Source organism: Streptomyces sp. NPDC040432 (assembly GCF_055595445.1).
The window spans coordinates 18,187-42,427 of the sequence record NZ_JBVIVP010000003.1 but is presented as its reverse complement, the minus strand read 5'-3'; the positions used below and the strand labels follow the sequence as shown (position 1 = coordinate 42,427).

Genomic DNA, 24,241 nt, shown 5'->3' with positions numbered 1-24,241 from the left:
CCTGTACGCGTTGGCCACGCGGCCCCGGCGCCATCCCTGCCGGCCGGCCGTTCCCTCCGTTGCCCCTCCATCTCCGGGGCGCAGGACCCCGTGACATCCGAAACGGAGCCGTCATGCCGTCCGCGCATCCCTCCTCCTCTTCCGTGACCCCCTCCGGCGTGGCCCCCGCCGCCCCGGCCCCCTCTTCTTCCTCCCTGGCCGTGATCGACCTCTCCCGGGCCGATGACCCCGCGGAGCGCGGCGACTTCCTGCGGCAGTTGCACGCGGCCGCCCGGGACACCGGTTTCCTGTATCTGACCGGCCACGGGATCAGCGAGGCGGAAATCGCCCGGATCCTGGAGCTGACCAGGGCCTTCTTCGCCCTTCCGGAAGCCGACCGGCTGGCCGTGAGCAACCTGAACTCCCCGCACTTCCGGGGCTACACCCGCATAGGGCACGAGCTGACGGGCGGCACCTCCGACTGGCGCGACCAGCTGGACGTCGGCGCGGAACGGCCCGCGCCGGAGGTGGGCCCCGGCGATCCCTCGTACCTGTGGCTGGAGGGCCCGAACCAGTGGCCGGCGGCCCTGCCGGAGCTGCGGGACGTGGTGCTCTCCTGGCAGTCCCGGCTGGCGGACGTGGCCCACCGGCTGCTCCGCGAGCTGCTGGCCTCGATCGGCGCGGCCCCCGACTTTTTCGACCCGGTCTTCGCCGACCGCCCCCACCTGCACACGAAGCTGATCCGCTACCCCGGATCGGCCCCGTCGGGCGCGGACCAGGGTGTCGGGGCGCACAAGGACTACGGATTCCTGACCCTGCTGCTCCAGGACGGGGTGGGCGGACTCCAGGTGGTGCGCGACGGCGGCTACGTGGACATCCCGCCGATGCCGGGGGCCTTCGTGGTCAACCTGGGCGAGCTGCTGGAGATCGCGACGGAGGGGTACCTGGTGGCGACGGACCACCGGGTGGTCAGCCCGCCGGGCGCGGTGGAGCGGTTCTCGGTGCCGTTCTTCTACAACCCGCGGCTGGACGCGGTGGTGGAGACGGTCCCCGGGGACTACCTGCGCACCGCCCCGGGCGTGGCGCACGACGCGTCGAACCCGCTGCACGCGGAGTACGGCCGCAACGAGCTGAAGGGCTGGGTGCGCGCCCACCCGGCGGTGGCCCGCCGCTGGCACCCGGAGCTGATCACGGCCTGACGGCGCCCGGATCCGGCCCCGGACCCGGCGGGACGCGACCGGACGGCCTCGGACCGCCGGGGACCGCCGGGGACCGCCGCCGGCCTACGGTCGGGCCGGGGCCGAGCGCTTGCCGTCCTGCGGCGGCGGGGTGCCCTCGTCGCCGCCGGACACCGCGAGCCAGCTGCCCAGCCCCACGGCGGCCACCAGCGCCACCGCCGAGGCGGACATCACCAGCCGCCGCTTGCGCGCGGCCTCGGCCCGGTGCCGGGCGGAGCCGGGCCGGTGCCCACCGGCGGGACGCGGGACGCGGGCGGTGCCCAGGGCCCCGCCCGCCAGCTCGTCCGGACCGGGTACCCGCATGGAGGTGTGGGTGTCGCGGTTGGAGTCCGTGGCGGAGCCGGGGACCAGCGGGACCACGCCGCGCCGCCGGACCGGGTCGGCCGGCAGGTCCTCGGCCTCGGGTTCCTCCGGCTCGGCGTCGTCCGGTTCGTCCACGTCCAGGGGCGGCATCCCGGCCAGCATCGGCAGCATGTCCCGCAGCCGGACCGACAGCTCCGAGGCGCGCAGCCGGGAGGCGGGGGCCTTGGCCAGGCACTGGACCATCAGCTGCCACAGCTCGTCCGGGATCCCCGGCAGCGGGACCACGGTCTCCGTGACGTGCCGGCGCAGGACCGCGCCGGGGTGCCCGCCACCGAAGGGCGTGAAGCCGGCCAGCAGCTCGTACAGCACCGTGGCGAGGGCGTATATGTCGACGGCCGCCCGCGGGGGCAGGCCCTCCACGATCTCGGGGGCCAGGTAGTCGGGGGTGCCGATGATCCGGGTGGTCGGGGTCGAGGCCCGCGTCCCGGGCGCCCCGGCGGCCCGCCGCGGGGAGTCGATGAGCTTGGCGACGCCGAAGTCGGTGAGCAGCGCGGGGTGCGCGCCGCCCGGACCGAGCGGGCCCTGCATGTCCAGCAGGACGTTCTCCGGCTTGACGTCCCGGTGGACGACGCCCGCCGCGTGCGCGGCGGCCAGCGCGTCCGCGACGTCCGCGACGATGGCCACGGCCGCCTCGGGGGCGAGGCGGCGCTCGCGGTCGAGGCGCGTGCGCAGGTCCGTGCCGCGGACGAGGTCCATGACGAGGGCGAGGTCGTTGCCGTCGACGACGAGGTCGCGGACGGAGACGACGTGCGGGTGTTCCAGGCCGAGCAGCGCGCTGCGCTCCTGCACGAACCGTCCGACGAGTTCCTGGTCGGACGCGAGGTCCTCGCGCAGCAGTTTGACGGCGACGGGCCCGTCCGGCCCCTCACCCAGCCACACCGTGCCCGCGCTGCCGCGCCCCAGGATCTGGTGCGCGGTGTACCGGCTGCCGATCTTCCGTGCCACGACTGCTCCCTCAGCGGCTGGCGTACGCACCAAAGCTACGCGGCCGAATGGGGGTTGGGCGCTCCGGATCGCGGCGACCTTGACTTCTGGGGGCGAAATCACGTCCCGGATGTCGACAAATCCACGAACTCGGCACTCCGGGCGCCGCCGACGGACGGCCGCCGGACCGCGCGGGGCGGATCCGGCGGCGCGTGCGGACCGGGGTCAGGGGGTGGCGGAGCCGCCGGAGCCGTCGCCGACGGAGGTGACCCAGTCGACCGTCTCGGAACCCCAGGTCCACACCTGGTCCCACCAGCCGCGGCCGGTGCCGACCCATTCCTGGAGCGGGGTGAGTTCCCAGACCAGCCAGCCCGCCACGAAGAACAGCAGGATCATGACGAGGCAGCCCTTGAGGCAGCCGAGGCCGGGGATCCGCACCGGGTTGGCGCTGCGGCGGCGCGGCTCACGCGGTTCGCGCGTGGGTCGCGGGGCCCGCTGCTGGGGCGGCGGGGACTGCGGCGGCTGCCGGTACTGGGGCTGCTGCTGTTGAGGCTGCTGGTACTGCTGCGGCGGCTGCGGCTGGTACTGCTGGGGCTGGTGCTGCGGCTGCTGGTACTGAGGCGCCCGGTGCTGGGGCTGCTGCTGCGGCGGCTGCTGGTACTGCTGCGGCGGCTGCGACTGCTGCTGGTAGTGCTGCGGCGGCGGGGCCTGGCGGTACTGGGGAGGCTGCTGCGGCTGCTGCGGCGGGCGGGGCTGGTGCTGCGGGGGCGGCGGGGCCTGGCGCTGCGGGCGGCGGCGCAGCGGGTCCTCGCTCGGGTCGAGCCGGTGCATCTGCGTCTGCTCGTTGCGGTCGCGGACCGCCCGCATCTGCGACTGCCACGGGTGCGGGGCGTCCGGCTGCTGCACGGGCGGCATGACCGAGGTCGCTTCCGCGGGCGCCGGGCCGGTGCTGGGCAGCACGGTGGTGGCGTCGGCCCCACCGATGGGCGGCATCACGCTGGTCATGGCGTTCGGGTCGTACGCGCCCTGCGGGCCGGCCGGGGCGTGCGCCGGACCGACGACCCCGGGCGTCGTCGGGACCGGGGCGGGCGAGGGGTCGGGGGCGAGCAGCGCGCCGACCCCGAGGGCGGCCTCCACCTCGGCCGGCGAGGAGTGCACGCCGATGCCGGAGGCGACCACGCGCAGGCCGCGGGCCAGACTCTCGGCGCTGGGGCGCTCGTCGGGCTCCTTGCGCAGGCAGCGCTCGATGACGATCCAGACCGGTTCGGGCAGGGTCGGGGGGCGCTGCGGTTCCTCGCTCAGGTGCCGGTGGAGCACTTCGAGCGCGGTGCCGCCGGCGAACGGCGGTCGGCCGGTGACCAGCTCGTAGAGGAGGATGCCGGCGCCGTAGATGTCGACCGCGGAGGTCTGCGGGCGCCCTTCGGCCGATTCGGGGGCCACGTAGGCGGGGGTGCCGACGAACTCGTGGGTGCGGGTCAGGCCCGGGGAGTCGGCGAGGCGCGCGATGCCGAAGTCGGTGAGCATCGGCTTCATCTGGCCGTTGCTCTCGTCGAGCAGCACGTTGGCGGGCTTGAGGTCGCGGTGGACGACGCCGTCGGCGTGGCTGGCGGCGAGCGCGTCGGCGATCTGCGCGGTCAGCAGGCTCGCGGCGACCGGGCTGAAGGGGCCGTTCGCGCGGAGGTATTTGTGCAGGTCGGGACCGTCGATCAGGTCCATGACCAGCGCCAGCAGGTCCCCCTCGACGACGAGGTCGCGGGTGCGCACGATGTTGGGGTGGGTCAGGCGCAGCAGGACGGAGCGTTCGCGCAGGAAGCGCATGACGATGTCCGCGTCCTGGGCCAGCTCCTCCTTGAGGACCTTGATCGCCACGGTCTCGCCGGGCTGCCCGGCGACGGCTGCCTCCGCACCGGCGGTCTCCCGCTGGCGGGCACGCCAGACAGTGCCCGTGGCGCCGCGTCCGAGCGGCTCCTCGAGCAGGTACTTGCTGCCGACTGGCCGCACGTCTCGCGCTCCCCTGCTGTCGTCTGTTCCGTTGTTCGGGTCGTCCGGCTCTCGGGTCGTACCGGAGTTCCTCGGCTGATTCCGCTGGATGGGTTTCGGCCCCCCAACTCTAGGGGGTGTCCCCGGGGAAGACGCGGGGCGACGGTGGTTGGTTGCCGCACATATGTACGAAGGGTGAGATTTACCGGGTATGCCGGGGGCGCTTTCGCTCGGATTTCATCCAGCGCCCTGTCCGGATTTGTTCGGTCCCGGCACCCCCACCGACCGATCAAGATCATTTGTTGCCGGGTGCCGGGCGTGTTGTGTGTGACAGGTGCGAGGATGCACCCGTACGGAACGGCCGGGACGGGAGCCCTGCCCTTCCGGCGTACCTGACCGGACGAGGCGTCCGCGCCGGGTGGGGGTGGTCGGGCGGGCTCGTCCCGCCCGTTCCCTGCCGGGCGCACGCTCCGCGCACTGCGCTCCGCGCAGAAGGGACCGCTGACGGCGATGCAGATCCGGCTGACCGTGCTTGGGTCGCGCAGCGGCCACCAGACCGCCTCCGCGCCGGCCAGTGGTGACGTACTCGTCACCGCGCCCGCCGGCACCCCCCTGGCCGGCGTGGCCTCCGGGCTCGCCGCGGCCGCCGGAGGGCCCGACACCGGCGGCACCGTGGTGCTGTACGCCGGTTCGCAGCGGCTCGACCCGCAGCGGGCCGTCCTGGGCGAGCCCCCGCTGGTCGACGGGGCGGTACTGGCCCTGCACGCCCCGCTGCCGAACGCCGACGTGCTGCCCGAGGAGGGCCCCGGCGCCGCGCAGCTGCACGTGGTGGCCGGCCCGGACGCCGGCGGGGTCCACCTGCTGCACCCCGGCGCCGTACGAATCGGTCGCTCGGCGGACGCCGACGTGCCGCTGGACGACCCGGACGTGTCGCGGCTGCACTGCGCGGTGACCGTCATGTCGGACGGACGGGTCGCCGTGGCCGACCTCGGCTCGACGAACGGCACCACGTTGGACGGAACGCCCGTCGGCCCGCGGCCGGTCGCGCTGGCCCCGGGCGCCCTGCTGCGGATCGGCGAATCGACGTTGCGACTGGCCCGCGCGGGCGCGGCCCCCCTGACCGTGGTCCCGGACCTGGAGGGGCACCTGTCCCTGCAACGCCCCCCGGCCGCACGCGAAGCGGAACCGGCCCCGACCCCCGCCCCCGCCGGATCTCACGACACCGCTGCGCCGGCGGCCGGCCGACCGCCGACCGCGGGCGCCCTCCCCTACGGAGCCGCCGAGCCCCGCACCGGCGCTGCCCCCGACGCCGCGGCGCCCGACGCCGCCAGGTCGCGCCGCGGGATCGGGGCCTGGGCCCGCAAGTGGGTCCGGGGCGAGGAGGCCGAGCCGGAGGCCGTGGCCGAGCCGGAGGCGCCCGTCGCCGCGGCTCCCGACCCGGACGAACCGGCCTCGCTGCTGCTGGCCGCGCTCGGCCCGACCGGCCGGCTCTGGTCGCGGGGGCCCGAGCACCCCCGGCTCCTGGAGGTCGGGCTCGGCGCCGGCAGCCGGGTCGCGCTGCTCGGCGTCGGCTCGCTGGGCATCGCCGGCCCGCGGGCCCGGCTGACCGGGGTGGCCCGCTCCGTGGTCGCGCAGTTGGCCGCGCTGCACGCGCCCGGACAGCTGGAGATCGTCCTCATCGCGGCCGACCGGGCCCGGCCCGTCCAGGAACGCCTGCGCGACTGGGGCTGGCTGGGGTGGCTGCCGCACGTGCGCCCCGCACACGGACAGGACTGCCGGCTGCTGCTGGCGTACGACCGCGACCAGGCCGCGGCCCGGGCCGGTGAGTTGACCCGTCGGCTGGACGACAGCCCCCTCGGCACCAACTGGGCCGCGGCGGACCCGGCCGCCGTGCGGGAGGCCGCCCGCGGCTACGGAGGGGCGCGCACGGTCGTCGTCCTCGACGGCGATCCGGGCTCGGGCGCCCTGCGCGAGGTGACCGGCCGGCTGGCCTCCCACGGGCCGGCCGCCGGGATCCACGTCGTGGCGCTCGCGGACGCGCCGGCGGCGACGCCCGCCTCCCCGGTGGTCGAGACGTACGAGGACGCCTGCGCGGCCTCGCCCGCCTTCCGCCACTGCGCGACGGCAGCCCTGCTCAGCGGGGACGTCGCGACCGCCGTACGAACCTTCGCGGTCAGCGGCGGCAGACCGGTGGCGCCCGGCGGCACCGCCGTCGCCGACGCGGTCTCCGCCGCCTGGGCGGAGCGTTTCGCCCGGGCCCTGGCACCGCTGCGCGCGGACGCCCCGGCCGGCGACGACGGGTACCGGCCGGCCGCCGCCAACCTGCCCGCGACCTCGCGGCTGTTGGACGAGCTGGGGCTGGCCCGGGCCACTCCGGCCTCCCTGATGGCACGGTGGGCCGCCGCGACCGAGCAGGGGCAGGGCGTCGGTGGCCTCGCCGAGATCGTCCTCGGTACCGGGAAGCGCGGTCCGGTCGGCGCGGAGCTGGCCCATGAGGGCCCGCACCTCCTCGTCGAGGGCCCGGCCGGGAGCGGCCGTACGGAGCTGCTGCGCTCACTGGCCGCCTCGCTCGCGGCGGCGGCCCGTCCCGACCGCCTCGCGCTGGTCCTCCTCGACGGCGCCGGCGGCGAGCGCGGCGACGGCCTCCTGCCCTGTACGGAGCTGCCGCACGTATCGGCGCACCTGGTGGCGTCCGACCCGGTGCGCATGCGGGAGTTCGCGCAGGCCCTCGGTGCCGAACTGAAGCGCCGCCACGAGCTGTTGGACGGGGTGCCGTTCGCGGAGTGGCACGCCCACCGGGCCGTGTCCGACCACATGGTGTCCCCGCGCCGGCCCACGCCCGGCGAACAGCACGGTGACCTGGATCCGCCGCGCAGCGGAACCCTGCGGTTGCGGGCCTCCACCCCGCGCACCGACCCCGCTGCCGGTCCCAGTCCGTTGCCCCGACTGGTGGTCCTGGTCGACGACTTCGACGCGCTGGTGGCGCCCGCCCTGGGCAGTACGGGGCGGCCCGCGGCCGGTTCGGTGGTGCGCGCGCTGGAGGCGGTGGCCCGTGAGGGGACCCGGCTCGGGGTGCACCTGATCGCGGCCACCGCCCGACCGGAGCGCACGGCCGACTCCGAGCCGGCCCGGTTGGCGACGCTGCGGGTCGAGTTGGACTCCCCCGACCAGCCCGGCCCCGGACGCGGCGTGCTCCGGTACGCCGACGGCCGCAGGGTGCCCTTCCAGGGCGGCCGGGTCACGGGCCGGATCCCTCGGACGGCGACCCTGAGACCGACGGTCGTGCCGGTGGAGTGGGACCGGATGGGCGACCCGCCGACCCGTCGGCCGGTGCGGGAACTGGGCAACGGCCCGACCGACCTCGCGCTCCTGGCCAGCGCCCTCGACCGGGCTTCCCACCTGGTGTCCGCGGTGCCCGTGCTCTTCCCGCCGGCCCCCTGACGTCGGCACCGGCCTCCCCGGCGCCCCCGCGACGCGGTATTGCGGGGGTGCGCGGGGCGGCGTAGACCTTGTGGCACGGGACACACCACCAAGGCCACACGGCATCGGGGGCGACACCATGCGACGACAGGGACGACAGCGGGAACGGCGAAGTACGGGCAGGACGCGGGCCCTTGTGCAGGGCGGGGCGTGGACGGCCCTGGCCGCGGCGGGGGCACTGACCCTCGCGGGCTGCGGGGACGGCAAGGATCCGGAGCCCGGCCCCCCGCAGGGGGAGCGGCCGTCGGCCTCCCGGGTGCAGTTACCGCAGTTGCCCGGCGAGAAGCTGGAGGTCGCGGCGGTGTGGACGGGCCCGGAGCAGGCCAACTTCACCAAGGTCCTGAAGGAGTTCGAGAAGCGGACGGGGGCGAGCGTCACCTTCGTCCCGGCCCAGGACCCGATCGTCACGTTCCTCGGTACGAAGGTGGCGGGCGGCGCCCCACCGGACGTGGCGCTGCTCCCGCAGGTCGGGGCGCTGCGCGCGGCGGTGCAGAACAAGTGGGCGCAGCCGGTGGGTCCGGAGACGAAGGCCCAGTTGGACGCGAACTACTCGGCGGGCTGGAAGGACCTCGGCGCGGTCGACGGCACCCAGTACGGCGTGTACTACAAGGCCGCCAACAAGTCGCTCATCTGGTACAACGCGAAGGCCTTCGAGGCGGCGGGCGTGACGCCCCCCAAGACCTGGAAGGACCTGGTCGCGGCGGCCGACACGCTCTCGGCGTCCGGTACGCCGGCGGTGTCGGTGGCGGGGGCCGACGGCTGGACGCTGACGGACTGGTTCGAGAACGTCTACCTCTCCCAGTCGGGTCCGCAGAAGTACGACCAGTTGGCCAAGCACGAGCTGAAGTGGACGGACGACAGCGTCAAGCAGGCGCTGACGACGCTCGGCGAGCTGTTCGGACGCAAGGACTTCCTGGCGGGCGGCCAGAGCGGGGCGCTGTCGACGGAGTTCCCGAAGTCGGTGACCCAGACGTTCACCGGTGGTGACCGGCCGGCGGCGGCGATGGTCTTCGAGGGCGACTTCGTGGCGGTGAACATCGCGCAGACCGAGGCGAAGGTGGGCGAGGACGCCCTGGTGTTCCCGTTCCCGGCGGTGGGTGCGAAGCCTCCGGTCGTTTCGGGCGGTGACGTGGCGGTGGCGTTGAAGCCGTCGAAGGGCGCGCAGGCGCTGTTGACGTTCCTGGCCTCGCCGGACGCGGCGGAGATCCAGGCCCGCGAGGGCGGTTTCGTCTCGCCGAACAAGGCCGTGGACCCGGCCGCCTATCCGAACGACATCCAGCGCGGGATCGCGAAGTCGCTGATCGCGGCGGGCGACGACTTCCGCTTCGACATGTCGGACCAGGCTCCGGCGGCGTTCGGCGGTACGCCGGGGTCGGGCGAGTGGAAGGCGCTCCAGGACTTCCTGGCGAACCCGGCGGACGTGGCGGGGGCGCAGGCGAAACTGGAGGCCGAAGCGGCCAAGGCCTACGGGGGCTGACCCGTGGCGGCCACAGCCTCACGGAGGTCGGCCCCGCGGGAGCCGGCCGCGGGAAGGTCCGGTCCGGGAGGGTCCGCTCCGCGGAAGTCGGCCCCGCGGTCGGCCGAGGACCGGCGCCGCCGGCTGATCGCGGCGGCGTTCCTCCTCCCGGCCCTCGTCCTGCTGGGTGCGCTCGTCGTGCACCCCATCGGCTACTCCGTGTACCGCAGCTTCTTCGACCGCTCCGGCGACGCGTTCGTCGGCGGCGCCAACTATCGGGAGATCCTCGGCGACGACACGATCCGCACGGCCCTGAAGAACACCGCCGTGTGGGTGGTGCTGGCTCCGACGACGGCGACCGCGCTCGGCCTGATCTTCGCGGTGCTGACCGAACGGGTGCGCTGGGGAACGGCGTTCAAGCTGATCGTCTTCATGCCGATGGCGATCTCCATGCTGGCGGCGGGGATCATCTTCCGGCTCGTCTACGACCACGACCCGGGCAAGGGCGTCGCCAACGCCGTCTGGGTGGGGGTGCACGACACCTTCGCGGAGTCCTCGGCCTTCCCCCGGGCCCGGCCGGGCCGGGACTCGCCGCTGGAGCCCGCGGCGGGCGGCGCCTTCGTGACCCGCGAGCCGGCGCGGGCCGGCGTGCCGGTGCTGCTCCCGCTGGTGGGGGTGGCGCCGGAGGACCTGCCCGCGGGGACCGCCGCGGCCGGGGCGGCCGGTTCGGATCCGCGGAAGGTCACCGGGACGGTCTGGCAGGACTTCACCCGGGGCGGGGGCGGCACGACGAACACCGTGGACCCCACGGAGTCGGCCTTCGCCGGGATGCGGGTCGAGGCGGTGAAGGGCGACAGGGTGGTGGAGTCGGCGAAGACCCGCGCCGACGGGACGTTCCTGATGTCCGCGAAGGCCGACGGGGCACTGCTGCGGCTGCCCGCCGAGAACTTCCGGGAGGCGTACGCGGGGGTCCAGTGGCTGGGCCCGGCGCTGGTGACCCCGGCGGTGATCGGTGCGTACGTCTGGATGTGGGCCGGTTTCGCGATGGTGCTGATCGGGGCCGGGTTGGCCTCGGTGCCGCGCGAGCTGCTGGAGGCGGCGCGGGTGGACGGGGCGGGTGAGTGGCAGGTGTTCCGCCGGATCACGGTGCCGTTGTTGGGGCCCGTGCTCGTGGTCGTGCTGGTCACGCTCGTCATCAACGTGATGAAGGTGTTCGACCTGGTCTTCGTGATCGCTCCGGGCGCGGTCCAGGACGACGCGAACGTGCTCGCGCTCCAGCTGTACCGGACGTCGTTCGGCACGGACGCCGATCCGGGGCTGGGCAGCGCCATCGCCGTACTGCTGCTGGTGCTGGTGCTGCCCGTGATGCTGGTGAACATCCGCAGGCTGCGGAAGGAGGGATCGCGATGAGCGGCTCCGCGGGCGGGCGGACGACGTCGGCGGGCCGGGCGGTAGCCGCCCGGGTGGCGTCGGGGGCGGTGCGGGTGTTCCTGGTCCTCGTCGCCCTGTTCTGGCTGGTGCCCGCGCTCGGGCTGCTGCTGTCCTCGTTCCTGGCTCCCGACGACCTGAACCGGGGCGGCTGGTGGCAGGTGCTGACGGCGCCGTCGCGGCTGACGGCGTCGAACTACGGGCGGCTGCTGGAGAACGACACGATCACCGGATCGCTGCTGAACACGGTCGCGATCGCCGTCCCGGCGACGGTGCTGGTCCTAGTGTTGGGCGCGTTCGCCGGATACGCCTTCGCCTGGCTGGAGTTCCCCGGCCGGGACTGGCTGTTCCTGCTGGTCGTCGGCCTGTTGGTGGTCCCGGTGCAGGTCGCCTTGATCCCGGTGTCCGAACTCTTCGGTTCCATCGGGCTGTTCGAGACGACGGCGGGGGTGGTGCTGTTCCACACGGCCTTCGGACTCCCCTTCGCGGTGTTCCTGCTGCGGAACTTCTTCGCGGAGATCCCGCGCGAACTGCTGGAGGCGGCCCGCCTGGACGGCGCCGGCGAACTGCGCCTGTTCGCGAAGGTGGTGCTGCCGCTCGGCGGTCCGGCACTCGCCTCGCTCGGCATCTTCCAGTTCCTGTGGGTGTGGAACGACATGCTGGTGGCGCTGGTGTTCGCCGATTCCGCACATCCGCCGGTGACGGTGGCGCTCCAGCAGCAGGTGAGGCAGTTCGGGAACAACATCGACGTCCTGGCCCCCGGGGCGTTCCTGTCGATGGTGGTGCCGCTCGCCGTCTTCTTCGCGTTCCAACGGCAGTTCGTGACGGGGGTGATGGCCGGCGCGGTCAAGTGATCCGCTCCTGATCACGCTGTTGACGTGGGACGTTGACGCCGGGTAACCCGTATGGCGCACGCGGCGTAACCCGATCACCACGCCCGGGGTTCCTGGGCCATATGCCCGCGCCGACCCCTGGATGTGCCGTGCCCCGGTTCAGCGTCATCGTGCCCGCGTACAAGGTTCAGGCGTACCTCCAGGAGAGTCTGGATTCGGTCCTGTCCCAGTCGTACCCGGATCTGGAGCTGATCGCGGTCGACGACGCCTCCCCGGACGCCTGCGGTTCGATCATCGACGAGTACGCGGCCCGTGACCCCCGTGTCACCGCGGTGCACCTGGCGCACAACCTGGGCCTGGGCCCGGCCCGCAACGCGGGACTGGCCCGGGCCCGCGGCGATTACCTGATCTTCCTCGACGGTGACGACACCCTCGCCCCGGGGGCCCTCCAGGCCGTCACCGACCGGCTCAAGGCCACCGGCTCCCCGGACGTCCTGGTCTACGACTACGCGCGCGCCTTCTGGACCGGCGAGGTGGTGCGCAACCGACTCGCGCACCGTCTGGACGAGGAGGGCCCGGCCAGCTTCCGGCTCGCGGACCGTCCGGACCTGCTGGGCATGCTGATGGTGGTGTGGAACAAGGCGTACCGCCGCGAGTACGTGGAGCGCGAGGGCCTCACCTTCCCGCCCGGCTTCTACGAGGACACCCCCTGGACCTATCCGGCGCTGTTGGCGGCCGAGTCCGTGGCCGTCCTCGACCGGGTCTGCGTCCATTACCGCCAGCGCCGCACCGGGTCGATCCTCACCACGTCGAGCCGCCGCCACCTCGACGTCTTCGACCAGTACGAACGGGTCTTCGCCTTCCTCGGCACCCGGCCCGAGCTGGAGCGTTGGCGCCCGGCCGTGCACCGGCGGATGGCCGAGCACTTCTGCGCCGTGTACGGCGACCCGCGCCGCCTCCCGCGCGCCGCGCGCGCCGAGTTCTTCGCGCGGGCCTCGACCCTGCTGCGCCGCCGGCGGCCCCCGACCGGCCCGGCCGGTGGGCTGCCGGTGGCGACCCGTACCGACCAGCTCCGGCACGCCCTGATGCGGCTCGGGGTCCGGCGCACCTACCGGGTGCTGTCGACGGCCCGCCGGGCCGCCCTGGCCGCCGGCGGCGGGGCCCGGGTGCTCGGTCGGGGCCTGCGCGAGACGCTGCTGCGGCTGCACTACCGGATCCAGCGGCTGCTGCCGCTGCGCCCGGAGCTGGCCGTCTTCTCCGCGTACTGGCACGGCGGTTACGCCTGCAACCCGGCGGCGATCGAGGCGAAGCTGCGCGAACTGGCCCCGCGGATGCGCACGGCGTGGATCTGCGATCCGGAGCACGCGGCGACGCTGCCGGCGACGACGGCCGCGCTGCGTCCCGGTTCCGCCGCGTACTGGACGGCCCTCGCCCGGGCCACCTACCTCACCACGAACGTCAATTTCGACCGCGCGCTGGTCAAGCGGCCCGGCCAGATCCTGGTGCAGACCCAGCACGGCACCCCGCTCAAGCGGGTCGGCCTGGACCTCCAGGACCGGCCGGCGGCGACCCCGACGACGGATTTCGCGGGGCTGCTGCGCGGCGCCGACCAGTGGGACTACCTGCTGTCCGCGAACCGGCACTCCACCCTCGTCTGGGAGCGGGCGCTGCCGTCCTCGTACACGACGCTGGAGTACGGCTACCCGCGCAACGACGCCTTCCACCGGGCCACCCGCTCCGAGGTCCTCGAACTGCGCGAACGGCTGGGCATCGCGCCGGGGTCGACCGCGATCCTGTACGCGCCGACGCACCGGGACTACCGGCGCAGTCGCCCCGACCACCTGGACTTCGAACGGGTGCTGCGCGATCTGGGTCCGCGGTTCACCGTGCTGGCCCGTACGCACCTCACGTACGCGGGCACCAGCCCGGCGTGGGAGCCGCACCCGCGGCTGATCGACGTCTCCGCGCATCCGTCGGTCGAGGAGTTGTGCCTCGCCTCGGACGCACTCGTCACCGACTACTCCTCCCTGATGTTCGACTACGCGACCCTGGACCGGCCGATCGTGATCCACGCGGATGACTGGGAGGCGTACGAGGCCGCCCGCGGCACCTACTTCGACCTGCGGACGTGCCCGCCGGGGGCGGTGGCCCGCACCGAGGACGAGCTCGTGGACATCTTCGCGACGGGTCACTGGCAGGGCTCCCGCTCGGCCCAGCTGCGCGCGTCGTTCCGCGCCAGGTTCTGTTCGCACGACGACGGCCACGCGGCCGAGCGGGTCGTGCGCCGGGTCTTCCTGGGGCAGGCCGTCCCGGTCCCCGCGATCGTTCCGCTGGAGGAGCGCCGGCCCGCGCCCGCGGCCCCGGCCCCCGCCCCGGAGCCCCTGCCGACGCCCGCACGCCTCGGCGCGGGCGGCTTCGGCTTCTGAGCGGTCCCACCTCCCGGCCGGGCCCGCGCCGCACCCCGGCCGGGCCCGCTCGGAACCGCGCCGCACCCCGGCCGGGCTCCGTCCCCGACGACGCCCCGGGCCCCCGATACTCCGGGCCCCGACGCCGGTGGGGCGTCCGTCCCGGTCACGCCCCCGGTCAGGCGGCCTTCAGGCCGGCGACCACCGAGCGGGCCAGCTCGTCCAGGTAGCCCGCCGGCACCTCGTCCCGTACGACCACCTGGCGCCAATACAGCGGGCCGATCGCCAGGTCCAGGGCCCGATCGGGGGTCGCCGACTCCGACAGTTCGCCGCGCGCGACCGCCTCGGCGACGATCCCCTCGGCGAGCCGGCGCTGGCCGTCCAGGATCGCTCCGCGCACCGCGTCCGCGATCTCGGGGTTGCGCGCGGCCTCGACGAGCAGGTCGGGAATGACCGCCGAGGCGACCGGGTGGCGCAGGACGTGTGACATCACCTCCAGCAGGGCCCGTACGTCGCCGTGCAGCGAGCCGGTGGCCGGTACCGGCAGACCGTCGGCGGCGAAGGCCCCGACGAGGTCCAGGACCAGGTGGAGCTTCGACTTCCAGCGGCGGTAGACCGCGGTCTTGCCGACCCCGGCGCGGCGGGCGATGCCCTCGATCGACATGCGGGCGAAGCCCACGGCGGCCAGTTCCTCCACCACGGCCGCCCGGATCGCCTCGGTGACGTCCTCGCGCAGGACTGCGGCCCCGGCGGGGGCTCGGCGGGCGGGGCTGGCTGCGGGCTCGGAAGTCATGCAGCGAGCATAGCCGCGCACGCCGCCCCCGACGCGTCACGACGATACGGTTGCGTTCCGACGTCGATCGACCTAATCTCCACGTAGCGACGATACGGACCCGTTCCGACGTCATCCGACGCCACGCCCCCGTCGAAAGCGACTCCTGTGACCGCGACCCCCGTGACCACCGTGACCGCCCCGGCGTCGCACGCCCCGCCGCCCACCCCGGCGTCGCACGCCCCGCCGCCCACCCCGGCCGAGCTGGCCGCCGCCCACGGGCTGACCGTCAGCGGCGCCCGCCCCTCCCTCCCCCGGTACGTCGCCCAGCTCTGGGACCGCCGGCACTTCGTGACGGCGTACGCCACCGCCCGCATGCACGCCACGTACAGCACGGCCAAGCTCGGGCAGGTCTGGCACCTGGTGACCCCCCTGCTCAACGCGGCCGTCTACTACTTCATCTTCGGCATCGTGATGCGGGCCGGGCACGCCGTGCCCGACTACCTGCCCTTCCTGATCACCGGCGTGTTCGTGTGGGACTTCATCGGCAGTTCCATCAACGCGGGCACCCGCGCCGTCCACGGCAACCTCGGCCTGGTCCGCGCCCTGCACTTCCCGCGCGCCAGCCTGCCCCTGTCCTCGGTCGTCCAGCTCTTCCAACAGCTGCTGGTCACGATGGCCGCACTGGTGGTGCTGCTGCTCGCCTTCGGCCAGACCCCCGCCTGGTCCTGGTTCCTCGCCGCCCCGACGCTGCTCCTCATGGCCGTCTTCTGCGCCGGCTGCGCCATGGTCATGGCCCGCATCGGGAGCAAGAACCCGGACGTCAGCCAGCTGATGCCGTTCATCCTGCGGACTTGGATGTACTCCTCGGGCGTCATGTGGTCGATCGACAGCTTCCTGAAGGCCGACGACCTGCCGCACTGGGTGCTGCTGCTGCTCAAGGCCAACCCGGCAGCCGTGTACATCGACCTGATGCGCTTCGCCCTGATCGACAGCTTCGGGACCGGCTCCCTGCCCCACCACGTCTGGCCGATCGCCATCGGCTGGGCCCTGCTCGCCGGCGTCGGCGGGTTCGTCTACTTCTGGAAGGCAGAGGAGGAGTACGGCCGTGGCTGACACCTCGACCCGCACCGCACCCGCACCCGCACGGACCGCCCCGCCCGTCCCCGGCGCCCGGATCCCCACCGTCATCGCCGACGACGTGCACGTCATCTACAAGGTCCAGGGATCCGGCGCCCGCAAGGGCGGCGCCACCGCCGCCCTCAGCCGGATCTTCTCCCGCGGCCCCACCCCCGGCGTCCGCGAGGTGCACGCCGTCAAGGGCGTCACCTTCACCGCGTACAAGGGCGAGGCCATCGGCCTCATCGGCTCCAACGGCTCGGGCAAGTCCACCCTCCTGAAGGCCATCGCCGGACTCCAGCCGGTGGCCTCGGGCACCGTGTACTCACACGGCCAACCCTCGCTCCTCGGAGTGAACGCCGCCCTGATGAACGACCTGACGGGCGAACGCAACGTGGTCCTCGGGGGCCTCGCGATGGGCATGTCCCGGGAACAGGTGCGCGAGCGCTACCAGGACATCGTCGACTTCTCCGGCATCAACGAGAAGGGCGACTTCATCGGGCTGCCCATGCGCACCTACTCCTCCGGCATGGGCGCCCGGCTGCGCTTCTCCATCGCCGCCGCCAAGGACCACGACGTCCTGATGATCGACGAGGCCCTCGCCACCGGGGACGCCGCCTTCCAGCGCCGCAGCCAGGCCCGCATCGAGGAACTCCGCGAGCGCGCCGGCACCGTCTTCCTCGTGAGCCACGGCATCGGCACGGTCCGCGAGACCTGCGACCGGGCGATCTGGCTGGAATCGGGCGTGCTGCGCATGGACGGCCCGTCCGCCGAGGTCTGCGACGCCTACGAGGCCTTCACCCGCGGCTAGGTGTATTGACCCGCCCGAACGGGGAGGGCCCCGGTTCCCGGACGTCGTCCGGGAACCGGGGCCCTCCCCGTTCGAGGTGTCAGCTGTGCGTGCGCAGCAGGCTGCGCATCGTCCGCATCGCCACCGACAGGTTCGCCAGGTCGAAGTCGTCCGACCCCTGGATCTCCTCCAGCGTGGAGCGGGCACGCCCGATGATCGCGGCGTTCTTGTCCTCCCACGCCTTGAAGCGCTCCTCGGGCGTCGAGGTGCCGTTGCCCACCGCGAGGACGTCGGCGGTCAGCGCGGCGTGCGCGGCGAACAGGTCCTCGCGGATGGAGGCCCGCGCCATCGACTGCCAGCGGTCGGCCCGCGGCAGTTCGATGATCCGGTCCATCAGCTGGGTGATGTCCAACCGGTCGGCGAGGTCGTAGTAGACCTCCGCGACGTCCAACGGGTCCATGCCCAGGCGGTCCGCGATGGCGACGATGTCCAGCGTCGGGAAGGCCGAGGAGAACCCGGCGACCTTGGCCGCGAGCTCCTCCGGCACGCCCTCACCGGTCAGTTCGTCCATGATCGACCGGTACCAGTCCAGGTCGGCGCCGCGCACCAGCTTGGGCAGCTCGGCCCAGACCTCGGAGACCCGGCGGCCGAAGGCCTCGATGGTCTCGGTGATCTGGAGCGGCTGCGGCCGGTTGTTCAGCAGCCAGCGCGTACCGCGCTCGACCAGCCGCCGCGAGTGCAGCCGCACCCGGGTCTGGACACTGGCGTCGACCTCGTTGTCCAGCGCCTCGACCGCGTCCCACACGTCGGCCAGGCCGAAGATCTCGCGGGCCGCGAGCTGCGCCCGGACGATCTCCTCCAGCGAGGCGCCCGTCTCCTCGCGGAGGCGGTGCAGGAACGTCGAACCACCGGTGTTGACGGTGTCGTTGACCAGCAGGGTCGTGATGATCTCCCGGCGCAGGGCGTGGCCCTCGATCTGCTCGGGGAACTTCGCCCGCAGCGCGCCCGGGAAGTAGGCGTGCAGCAGTCGGCGCAGGTACGGGTCGTCCGGCAGGTCCGTCGCGATGAGTTCGTCCGCCACCGTGATCTTGGTGTAGGCGAACAGGACGGCCAGCTCCGGCTGCGTCAGGCCCTTGCCGTTGCTCAGGAGCTCGCGGATCTGCCGGTCGGTGGGCAGGAACTCCAGCCCCCGGTTGAGCAGCCCGTCGCGCTCGAGCCGGCGCATGAAGCGCTGCTGGGCGTGCAGCAGGCTCGGGGCCTGCGACGCGCCGTTGGCCAGCGCCACGTTCTGCGCGTAGTTGTTGCGCAGCACCAGGTGACCGACCTCGTCGGTCATCTCGGCGAGGAGCGCGTTGCGCTGCTTGACGGTCAGGTCGCCGTCGGCGACGACCGCGTTGAGCAGGATCTTGATGTTCACCTCGTGGTCGGAGGTGTCCACGCCCGCGCTGTTGTCGATGGCGTCGGTGTTGATCTTTCCGCCCTCGCCACCGGCTCCGGTGCGGGCGAACTCGATCCGGCCGAGCTGGGTGAGCCCCAGGTTGCCGCCCTCGCCGATGACCTTGGCGCGGACGTCGGATCCGTTGACGCGGATGGCGTCGTTGGCCTTGTCGCCGACGTCGGCGTGCGTTTCGGCCGTCGACTTGACGTAGGTGCCGATGCCGCCGTTCCACAGCAGGTCCACCGGTGCCTGGAGGATGGTCTGCATGAGCTCGGCCGGGGTCATCTTCGTGACGCCCGCCTCGATGCCGAGGGCCTCGCGGACCTGCGCGTTGAGCGGGATGGCCTTGGCGCTGCGCGGGTGGATGCCGCCGCCCGCCGAGAGCAGCGCGGTGTCGTAGTCGGCCCACGAGGAGCGCGGCAGGTCGAACAGGCGCCGGCGCTCGGCGTAGGAGACGGCCGCGTCCGGGTTCGGGTCGATGAAGATGTGCCGGTGGTCGAACGCCGCGACGAGGCGGATGTGCTCCGACAACAGCATGCCGTTGCCGAAGACGTCGCCGGACATGTCACCGACGCCGACGACGGTGAAGTCCTCGGTCTGGGTGTCGTGCCCGAGCTCGCGGAAGTGCCGCTTGACGGACTCCCAGGCGCCGCGGGCGGTGATGCCCATGCCCTTGTGGTCGTAGCCGGCCGAGCCGCCGGAGGCGAAGGCGTCGCCCAGCCAGAAGCCGTAGGCCTCGGCGACCCCGTTGGCGATGTCGGAGAAGGTGGCGGTGCCCTTGTCGGCGGCGACGACGAGGTAGGTGTCGTCCTCGTCGTGGCGGACCACGCCGGTCGGGGGCACGACCTCGCCCGAGACCATGTTGTCGGTGATGTCGAGCAGCGCCGAGATGAAGATCTTGTACGAGGCGATGCCCTCGGCGAGCCAGGCGTCGCGGTCCACCGACGGGTCGGGCAGGTTCTTCGCGACGAAGCCGCCCTTGGCGCCGACCGGGACGATGACGGTGTTCTTCACCATCTGCGCCTTGACCAGGCCGAGGATCTCCGTACGGAAGTCCTCGCGGCGGTCGGACCAGCGCAGCCCACCGCGGGCGACCTTGCCGAAGCGCAGGTGGACGCCCTCGACGCGCGGGGAGTACACCCAGATCTCGTAGGCCGGGCGCGGGGCCGGCAGGTCCGGGATGGCCTGCGGGTCGAACTTCACCGACACGTAGGAGTGCTGCTCGCCGGCGCTGTTCAGCTGGAAGAAGTTCGTGCGCAGCGTCGCCTTGATGAGGGTGAGGAAGGCGCGCAGGATGCGGTCCTCGTCGAGCGAGGCGACCTGGTCCAGGGCCCCGTCGAGCTCCTCCAGCATGGCGTCGACGAGCTCGCTGCCGGCGGCCTGGCGGACCGGCGACATGCGCGCCTCGAAGAGCGAGACCAGCAGCCGGGTGGTGTGGACGTTGTTGCGGAGGGTGTCCTCCATGTAGTCCTGGCTGAAGGTGGAGCCGGCCTGCCGCAGGTACTTGGCGTACGCGCGCAGCACCACGGCCTGCCGCCAGGTGAGCCCGGCGCCCAGGACGAGGGTGTTGAAGTTGTCGTTCTCCGCCTCGCCCTTCCAGACCGCCGCGAAGGCGTCCTGGAAGCGTTCGCGGGCGTCGTCACCGAGGTAGGAGTCGTCGTTGCCGGTCGACAGCGGCATGCGCAGGCCGAAGTCGTAGATCCAGGCGCTGACCCGGTCGGTGCGGCGCAGCTCGTAGGGCCGCTCGTCGGTGACCTCGACGCCGAGGCGCTGGAGGACGGGCAGGACCGCCGACAGGGAGACCTGCTCGCCGGTCCGGTAGATCTTGAAGCGGCGCTCGCCCGGGCCCGCGCCGACGGGCTCGTACAGCGAGAGCGCGAACTCGCGGTCGCTGGCGGAGAGCCGTTCCAGGTGGCACAGGTCGGCCACGGCCGCGCGCGGCGAGTGGTCGGCCTTGTAGCCCTCGGGGAAGGAGGTGCCGTACTTGCGCAGCAGCTCGGCGGCGCGCTCCTCGCCCAGCTCCGCGACGAGGGCCTCGCCGAAGCCGTCGGCCCAGGACCGGGCGGCCTCGACGAGCCGGGCCTCGATGCGTTCGACGTCGCCGTCGGTCAGGACGGGCAGTTCCTTGCCCTGCGGGACGCGGACGACGAAGTGGATGCGGGAGAGGATCGACTCGGTGTTCCAGGCGGTGAAGTCGACGCTGATGCCGTCGAGCTCCTCCTTCAGGATGTCGATCAGGCGCAGCCGCACGCCGGTGGTGTACCGGTCGCGCGGCAGGTAGACCAGCGCGGAGTAGTAGCGGCCGTACTCGTCCTGGCGCAGGTAGAGCCGCAGCCGACGGCGTTCCTGGAGGTACAGGACGGAGGTCGCGATGGACTGGAGCTGGTCGACGGGGGTCTGGAACAGCTCGTCGCGCGGGTAGGTCTCCAGGATCTGGAGCAGGTCGCGGCCGTCGTGGCTGCTCGGCGAGAAGCCCGCGCCGTCCAGCACCTCGGCGACCTTGCGGCGGATCACCGGGACGCGGCGCACCGACTCGGTGTACGCGGCCGAGGAGAACAGGCCGAGGAAGCGGCGCTCGCCGACGACGTTGCCGTCGGCGTCGAACTTCTTGACGCCGACGTAGTCGAGGTACGAGGGGCGGTGCACGGTGGACCGGCTGTTGGCCTTGGTCAGCACCAGCAGCCGGTGCTCGCGGGCCTTGGCGCGGGCGTCGGCGGGCAGCCGGTTGAAGGACGGCGAGACCGGGTGGCCGTCGTCCTTGCCGCTGTGGTGCGGGTCGGAGCGCAGGATGCCGAGGCCGGTGCCGGGTACGGCCGAGAGGGCGTCGCCGTCGACCAGGTTGTACTCGCGGTAGCCGAGGAAGGTGAAGTGGTCGTCGGCGAGCCAGCGCAGCAGCTCGCGGGCCTCTTCGAGCTCGTACTCGCGCAGGTCCGGGGCGGTCGGCTCGGCGGGCAGCTCGTCGGCGATGCGCAGCGCGGCGTCGCGCATCTTCTCCCAGTCCTCGACGGACTCGCGGACGTCGGACAGGACGCGCAGCAGGTCGACGGTGATCTGCTTGAGGTCGGCCTTGTCGGTCTCGCGGTCGATCTCGACGTGGATCCAGGACTCCACGAGGGAGTCGTGGGGCCGCGCGGTGCGCGGACCGTGGGCGTCGCAGTCGGGGCCGAGGATCTCGATGAGCTTGCCGGTGACGTCACGGCGCACGACGACCTGCGGGTGGATCACGACGTGGATGCCGCGGCCCTGGCGGGACAGCTCGTTGGTGACGGAGTCGACCAGGAACGGCATGTCGTCGGTGACGACCTCGACGACCGAGTGGCTGGAGGTCCAGCCGTTCTCCTCGACCGTCGGGGTGTGCACGCGCACGTTCGCGGTGCCCTGCGGGCGCTTCTCGGCCAGCCGGTAGTGCGAGAGCGCTGCCCCGAACACGTCGACCGGGTCCCGGTCGAACAGGTCCTCGGGTGCGGTGTGCAGGTAGTAGCGCTGGAGGTAGGAAAGCGTCGTTCCCCGGTCGGGGCGCTCACCCCGCTCGGACCCAGTCGGAAGTAGCCCCCCGGCCGGGCTGTTCTCAGCTACCCGTGCCGCCCGCGCGAGCAGCTCGGCCTTTGCTTCGTCCAGCTTGGTCTGCATGTCCTCTGGCTCCTGTCGCGCGCCATTGCGTGACGTAGGTGGTGAAGGAAGGAATGACAAGGCGCCGCCACGAGGCGGGATGTCCGTCAGGGATCGTTGCCGACGCTATGTCGTCGAGTGGGCCGACCGGGAGGGATTCGGCCAAGATCGGCTCGGTGTCCCGGCAGCGGGGATCAGCGAAGGCCCGGGCACGTTCGTGCGCCGGGCGCGGGCCGGGGGCTTCAGTGCCCCCGATGACTATCGCGCTGATCACGGGTACCAGGCTATCCCGATCCACCCCCGGCACGTCATGAGCTGTATGTGTACAAATCCGGGGGTGGAACTTTGACACTCTGGACAGCGACCCGACGGCCCTGTTCGTGCCGGGTGGCTATCCGGCCTGTTCGCGAGCTGCGGCTACGGCTTCGGCCAGGGTGTCCACGACGAGCACGCCGGCCGATTCCAGACTTGTGCGGCTGTGCGAACCGCCGGTGTAGAGCACCGCGCGGGCGCCCACGTGGGCCGCGGCGAGCGCGTCGTCCACGGCGTCCCCGATGAGGACCGTACGGGTGGCACTCACACCGGCTGCCTCCATGGCCGCCAAATGGCGTACGAGATGTCCCGCCTTGGTCGTGTGCGAGGGCCCGGTGCGCCCGTCGACGCGCAGGAAGTGCCGGTCGATGCCGTGCGTCCGGACGAGGGGCACCAGCTTCTCGTGGGGTGCCAGGGACAGCAGGGACTGGGTCAGTCCGTCGGCCTGCCACCCCCGCAGCAGCTCCGGCACGCCCTCCGTCAGCCCGGCGCCGTCGGCGGCGGCCCAGTAGTGGCGGTGGAAGGCCTCGTCCATGACGAGCCACTCGGCGTCGGTGGGCAGCCGTCCCATGAGGCGCTCGTAGAACTTGGGGACGGGGACGACGTACAGGTCGCGGTACCGCTCCAGGGTGATCGGGGCGAAGCCCAGCTCGGCGAAGGAGGCGTTGGTCGCGGCTATGACGGCGTCGATGTCGTGCAGCAGCGTGCCGTTCCAGTCCCACACGATGTGGGGGTTCGACCCGGTCACTTGAGCAGCCCCGGGATCTCCTGGACGCCGAACCACAGCAGCTCGTGGTCCTCCGCGGCGTCCACGACGCGGCGGGCGGCGCCGTCCCCGCCCTCGGCGGCCTCCACGGCACCCGCGGCGGCCGTGACGTCCTCGACGGCGTCGTCGGCGTCCAGGTGGACCGCCGCGGCCACGGCGAGGCGTACGGGGGCGGCCAGGACGACCCGGCCCAGGGCGGCCTCGTCGGTCCCGGGGTCCGCGGCGGCGGCCTTGTCGTCGACGTCGAGGGCGACGACGACCCGCTTGCGGGGTGCGTCGGCGTCCGCGGAGAGCAGCCGCAGCGAGGCGACGGCGGCCCGGCCGAGCGCCGCGTACTCCAGTTCCTCGATGTCGTCGGACACGTACCACTCCCGCAGCTCCGGGGTCACGGCGTAGGCGCGGAGCGGGGCGGGCCCCAGCTCGCCCGCCTTGTGCGCCTCGGCGAGACCGGGGAGTGTCAGGGGGACGTACACGCGCATGGCCGGCTGCTTTCGGTAGTCGGGAACGCCCTCAGGATACGACCGCCCGCGCGGTTCCCGACGGTGCGTCCGCCGGAGTGACGGGCCCGTACCCTTTCGGGCTCGCCCGGCCGCCCCCGGACGCGTCCACCGGCGTCCCCCCGGAGGGTCCCGGGTACGCCCCGACGGGGCTGTGACCACCCGGATAAGTGAACCGGGCCCGCCGTCCTCCCGGCACCGTCGGCCGGTTGCGGAGCGTGTTCGGCGGCCGTAGAAATCCACCACCGAGTTACCGCCCGGTATGACCACCGGGCCCGGCCCGCACGGGGGAGACGCCATGGACACCACCACGCGCAGCACGGTCGGCGGCGAGGGCAGCCGCAGCAGGCCCGCCTCCGCCCCGGCCCCGGGCCGGACCCGCCCCGTCGGCCGGCGCGACCAGCGGCGCCCCCCGTCCGGCCCCCGCACGATCCCCCGGGCCGTCCCCCGACCGGTGCGGCGCCCCGGCGGCCCGCACGACTGGTTCGCCGAGCGCCTCCTGGCGGTGCTCAGCGGGCAGCGACCCGTCCATTCCATGCTCGGCCTCACAGTCGGCGAGGCGTACGAGCAGCTGGTCACCCTGGCGCCGACCGGGCCCCTGCGCGAGCGCCTGCGGCCCGTACTGCGGCACTGCGGCCGTTTCCACCCCGGCCCCGGCGTCATCGAGGCGTTCGCCCGCATCACGACGGGCGACCGGGTCTCGGCGATGGCCTTCCGCCTGGAGCAGGGCTCCGACCTGCGCTGGCGCTGCGCGGCGGTCGAGGTGGGCGCCCCGCGCCCCTGACCGACCGGACGGCACACGGGCCGCGCGCCCGACCCACCCCACCGGACAACCGCGACCGGCCGGAAACC

General features: G+C 73.4%; 15 protein-coding genes. 9 read left to right on the top strand and 6 right to left on the bottom strand.

What is annotated here, in order from left to right:
- The first annotated feature begins 113 nt into the window (after nucleotides 1-113).
- Complete coding sequence (locus ACZ58N_RS07415) at nucleotides 114-1,178, top strand: isopenicillin N synthase family dioxygenase (protein WP_471156680.1); 1,065 nt, start codon at nucleotides 114-116, stop codon at nucleotides 1,176-1,178.
- A gap of 84 nt (nucleotides 1,179-1,262) precedes the next feature.
- Here the strand turns inward: ACZ58N_RS07415 and ACZ58N_RS07410 are convergent, their stop codons facing one another.
- Both ACZ58N_RS07410 and ACZ58N_RS07405 read right to left on the bottom strand, forming a co-directional pair.
- Complete coding sequence (locus ACZ58N_RS07410; protein ID WP_281208859.1) at nucleotides 1,263-2,525, bottom strand: serine/threonine-protein kinase; 1,263 nt, start codon at nucleotides 2,523-2,525, stop codon at nucleotides 1,263-1,265.
- A 204-nt stretch (nucleotides 2,526-2,729) separates the two neighbouring features.
- Nucleotides 2,730-4,505, bottom strand: coding sequence for a serine/threonine-protein kinase (locus tag ACZ58N_RS07405; RefSeq protein ID WP_471156677.1), 1,776 nt, complete (start codon nucleotides 4,503-4,505; stop codon nucleotides 2,730-2,732).
- Nucleotides 4,506-4,994: 489 nt separating this feature from the next.
- On the opposite strand from ACZ58N_RS07405, the gene ACZ58N_RS07400 reads away from it, so the two are divergent.
- The 5 genes from ACZ58N_RS07400 to ACZ58N_RS07380 all read left to right on the top strand — a co-directional run bounded on the left by ACZ58N_RS07400 (nucleotide 4,995) and on the right by ACZ58N_RS07380 (nucleotide 14,107).
- On the top strand, nucleotides 4,995-7,925 hold the full coding sequence (locus ACZ58N_RS07400) for an FtsK/SpoIIIE domain-containing protein (RefSeq protein ID WP_471156676.1): 2,931 nt from the start codon (nucleotides 4,995-4,997) through the stop codon (nucleotides 7,923-7,925).
- A gap of 118 nt (nucleotides 7,926-8,043) precedes the next feature.
- Nucleotides 8,044-9,441, top strand: a complete 1,398-nt coding sequence (locus ACZ58N_RS07395; protein WP_471156673.1) for an ABC transporter substrate-binding protein — start codon at nucleotides 8,044-8,046, stop codon at nucleotides 9,439-9,441.
- 3 nt (nucleotides 9,442-9,444) lie between these two features.
- A complete protein-coding gene (locus ACZ58N_RS07390; RefSeq protein ID WP_471156672.1) occupies nucleotides 9,445-10,830 on the top strand; it encodes a carbohydrate ABC transporter permease in 1,386 nt (461 codons plus the stop codon).
- The gene (locus tag ACZ58N_RS07385) at nucleotides 10,827-11,702 is read left to right on the top strand and encodes a carbohydrate ABC transporter permease (protein ID WP_471156670.1); all 876 of its coding nucleotides are present in this window, start codon (nucleotides 10,827-10,829) and stop codon (nucleotides 11,700-11,702) included. Before ACZ58N_RS07390 ends, ACZ58N_RS07385 begins: the two co-directional genes overlap by 4 nt.
- A 128-nt stretch (nucleotides 11,703-11,830) precedes the next feature.
- Nucleotides 11,831-14,107 carry a bifunctional glycosyltransferase/CDP-glycerol:glycerophosphate glycerophosphotransferase gene (locus tag ACZ58N_RS07380; RefSeq protein ID WP_471156667.1) on the top strand — a complete coding sequence of 759 codons (2,277 nt, stop codon included), beginning with the start codon at nucleotides 11,831-11,833 and terminating at the stop codon, nucleotides 14,105-14,107.
- A 157-nt stretch (nucleotides 14,108-14,264) separates the two neighbouring features.
- On the opposite strand, the gene ACZ58N_RS07375 is transcribed toward ACZ58N_RS07380, so the two are convergent.
- Nucleotides 14,265-14,879, bottom strand: coding sequence for a TetR/AcrR family transcriptional regulator (locus ACZ58N_RS07375; RefSeq protein ID WP_471156664.1), 615 nt, complete (start codon nucleotides 14,877-14,879; stop codon nucleotides 14,265-14,267).
- Between the two features lie 147 nt (nucleotides 14,880-15,026).
- Here ACZ58N_RS07375 and ACZ58N_RS07370 point away from each other — a divergent pair, with 147 nt between their 5' ends.
- Both ACZ58N_RS07370 and ACZ58N_RS07365 read left to right on the top strand, forming a co-directional pair.
- Nucleotides 15,027-15,974, top strand: coding sequence for an ABC transporter permease (locus ACZ58N_RS07370; RefSeq protein ID WP_471156662.1), 948 nt, complete (start codon nucleotides 15,027-15,029; stop codon nucleotides 15,972-15,974).
- A gap of 61 nt (nucleotides 15,975-16,035) precedes the next feature.
- Nucleotides 16,036-16,788: an ABC transporter ATP-binding protein gene (locus ACZ58N_RS07365; RefSeq protein ID WP_471157537.1), complete on the top strand. Its 753-nt coding sequence runs from the start codon at nucleotides 16,036-16,038 to the stop codon at nucleotides 16,786-16,788.
- Nucleotides 16,789-16,867: 79 nt separating this feature from the next.
- Here the strand turns inward: ACZ58N_RS07365 and ACZ58N_RS07360 are convergent, their stop codons facing one another.
- The 3 genes from ACZ58N_RS07360 to ACZ58N_RS07350 all read right to left on the bottom strand — a co-directional run bounded on the left by ACZ58N_RS07360 (nucleotide 16,868) and on the right by ACZ58N_RS07350 (nucleotide 23,371).
- Entirely contained in the window at nucleotides 16,868-21,835 is a 4,968-nt protein-coding gene (locus ACZ58N_RS07360; RefSeq protein ID WP_471156660.1) for an NAD-glutamate dehydrogenase, read from the bottom strand.
- Nucleotides 21,836-22,205: 370 nt separating this feature from the next.
- Complete coding sequence (locus ACZ58N_RS07355) at nucleotides 22,206-22,874, bottom strand: HAD family hydrolase (protein WP_471156658.1); 669 nt, start codon at nucleotides 22,872-22,874, stop codon at nucleotides 22,206-22,208.
- The gene (locus tag ACZ58N_RS07350; RefSeq protein ID WP_471156655.1) at nucleotides 22,871-23,371 is read right to left on the bottom strand and encodes a DUF6912 family protein; all 501 of its coding nucleotides are present in this window, start codon (nucleotides 23,369-23,371) and stop codon (nucleotides 22,871-22,873) included. The genes ACZ58N_RS07355 and ACZ58N_RS07350 overlap by 4 nt, the downstream gene beginning before the upstream one ends.
- Nucleotides 23,372-23,687: 316 nt before the next feature.
- Between ACZ58N_RS07350 and ACZ58N_RS07345 the strand changes: the two genes are divergently transcribed.
- The gene (locus ACZ58N_RS07345) at nucleotides 23,688-24,173 is read left to right on the top strand and encodes an Rv3235 family protein (RefSeq protein ID WP_471156652.1); all 486 of its coding nucleotides are present in this window, start codon (nucleotides 23,688-23,690) and stop codon (nucleotides 24,171-24,173) included.
- Nucleotides 24,174-24,241: the final 68 nt, after the last annotated feature.

What these genes read in the sequence shown, in the direction of transcription:
- ACZ58N_RS07385 (WP_471156670.1), top strand. Translation starts at nt 10,827, where the DNA reads ATGAGCGGCTCCGCGGGCGGGCGGACGACGTCGGCGGGCCGGGCGGTA.
- ACZ58N_RS07395 (WP_471156673.1), top strand. Translation starts at nt 8,044, where the DNA reads ATGCGACGACAGGGACGACAGCGGGAACGGCGAAGTACGGGCAGGACG.
- ACZ58N_RS07360 (WP_471156660.1), bottom strand. Translation starts at nt 21,835, where the DNA reads ATGCAGACCAAGCTGGACGAAGCAAAGGCCGAGCTGCTCGCGCGGGCG.
- ACZ58N_RS07415 (WP_471156680.1), top strand. Translation starts at nt 114, where the DNA reads ATGCCGTCCGCGCATCCCTCCTCCTCTTCCGTGACCCCCTCCGGCGTG.
- ACZ58N_RS07375 (WP_471156664.1), bottom strand. Translation starts at nt 14,879, where the DNA reads ATGACTTCCGAGCCCGCAGCCAGCCCCGCCCGCCGAGCCCCCGCCGGG.
- ACZ58N_RS07400 (WP_471156676.1), top strand. Translation starts at nt 4,995, where the DNA reads ATGCAGATCCGGCTGACCGTGCTTGGGTCGCGCAGCGGCCACCAGACC.
- ACZ58N_RS07350 (WP_471156655.1), bottom strand. Translation starts at nt 23,371, where the DNA reads ATGCGCGTGTACGTCCCCCTGACACTCCCCGGTCTCGCCGAGGCGCAC.
- ACZ58N_RS07345 (WP_471156652.1), top strand. Translation starts at nt 23,688, where the DNA reads ATGGACACCACCACGCGCAGCACGGTCGGCGGCGAGGGCAGCCGCAGC.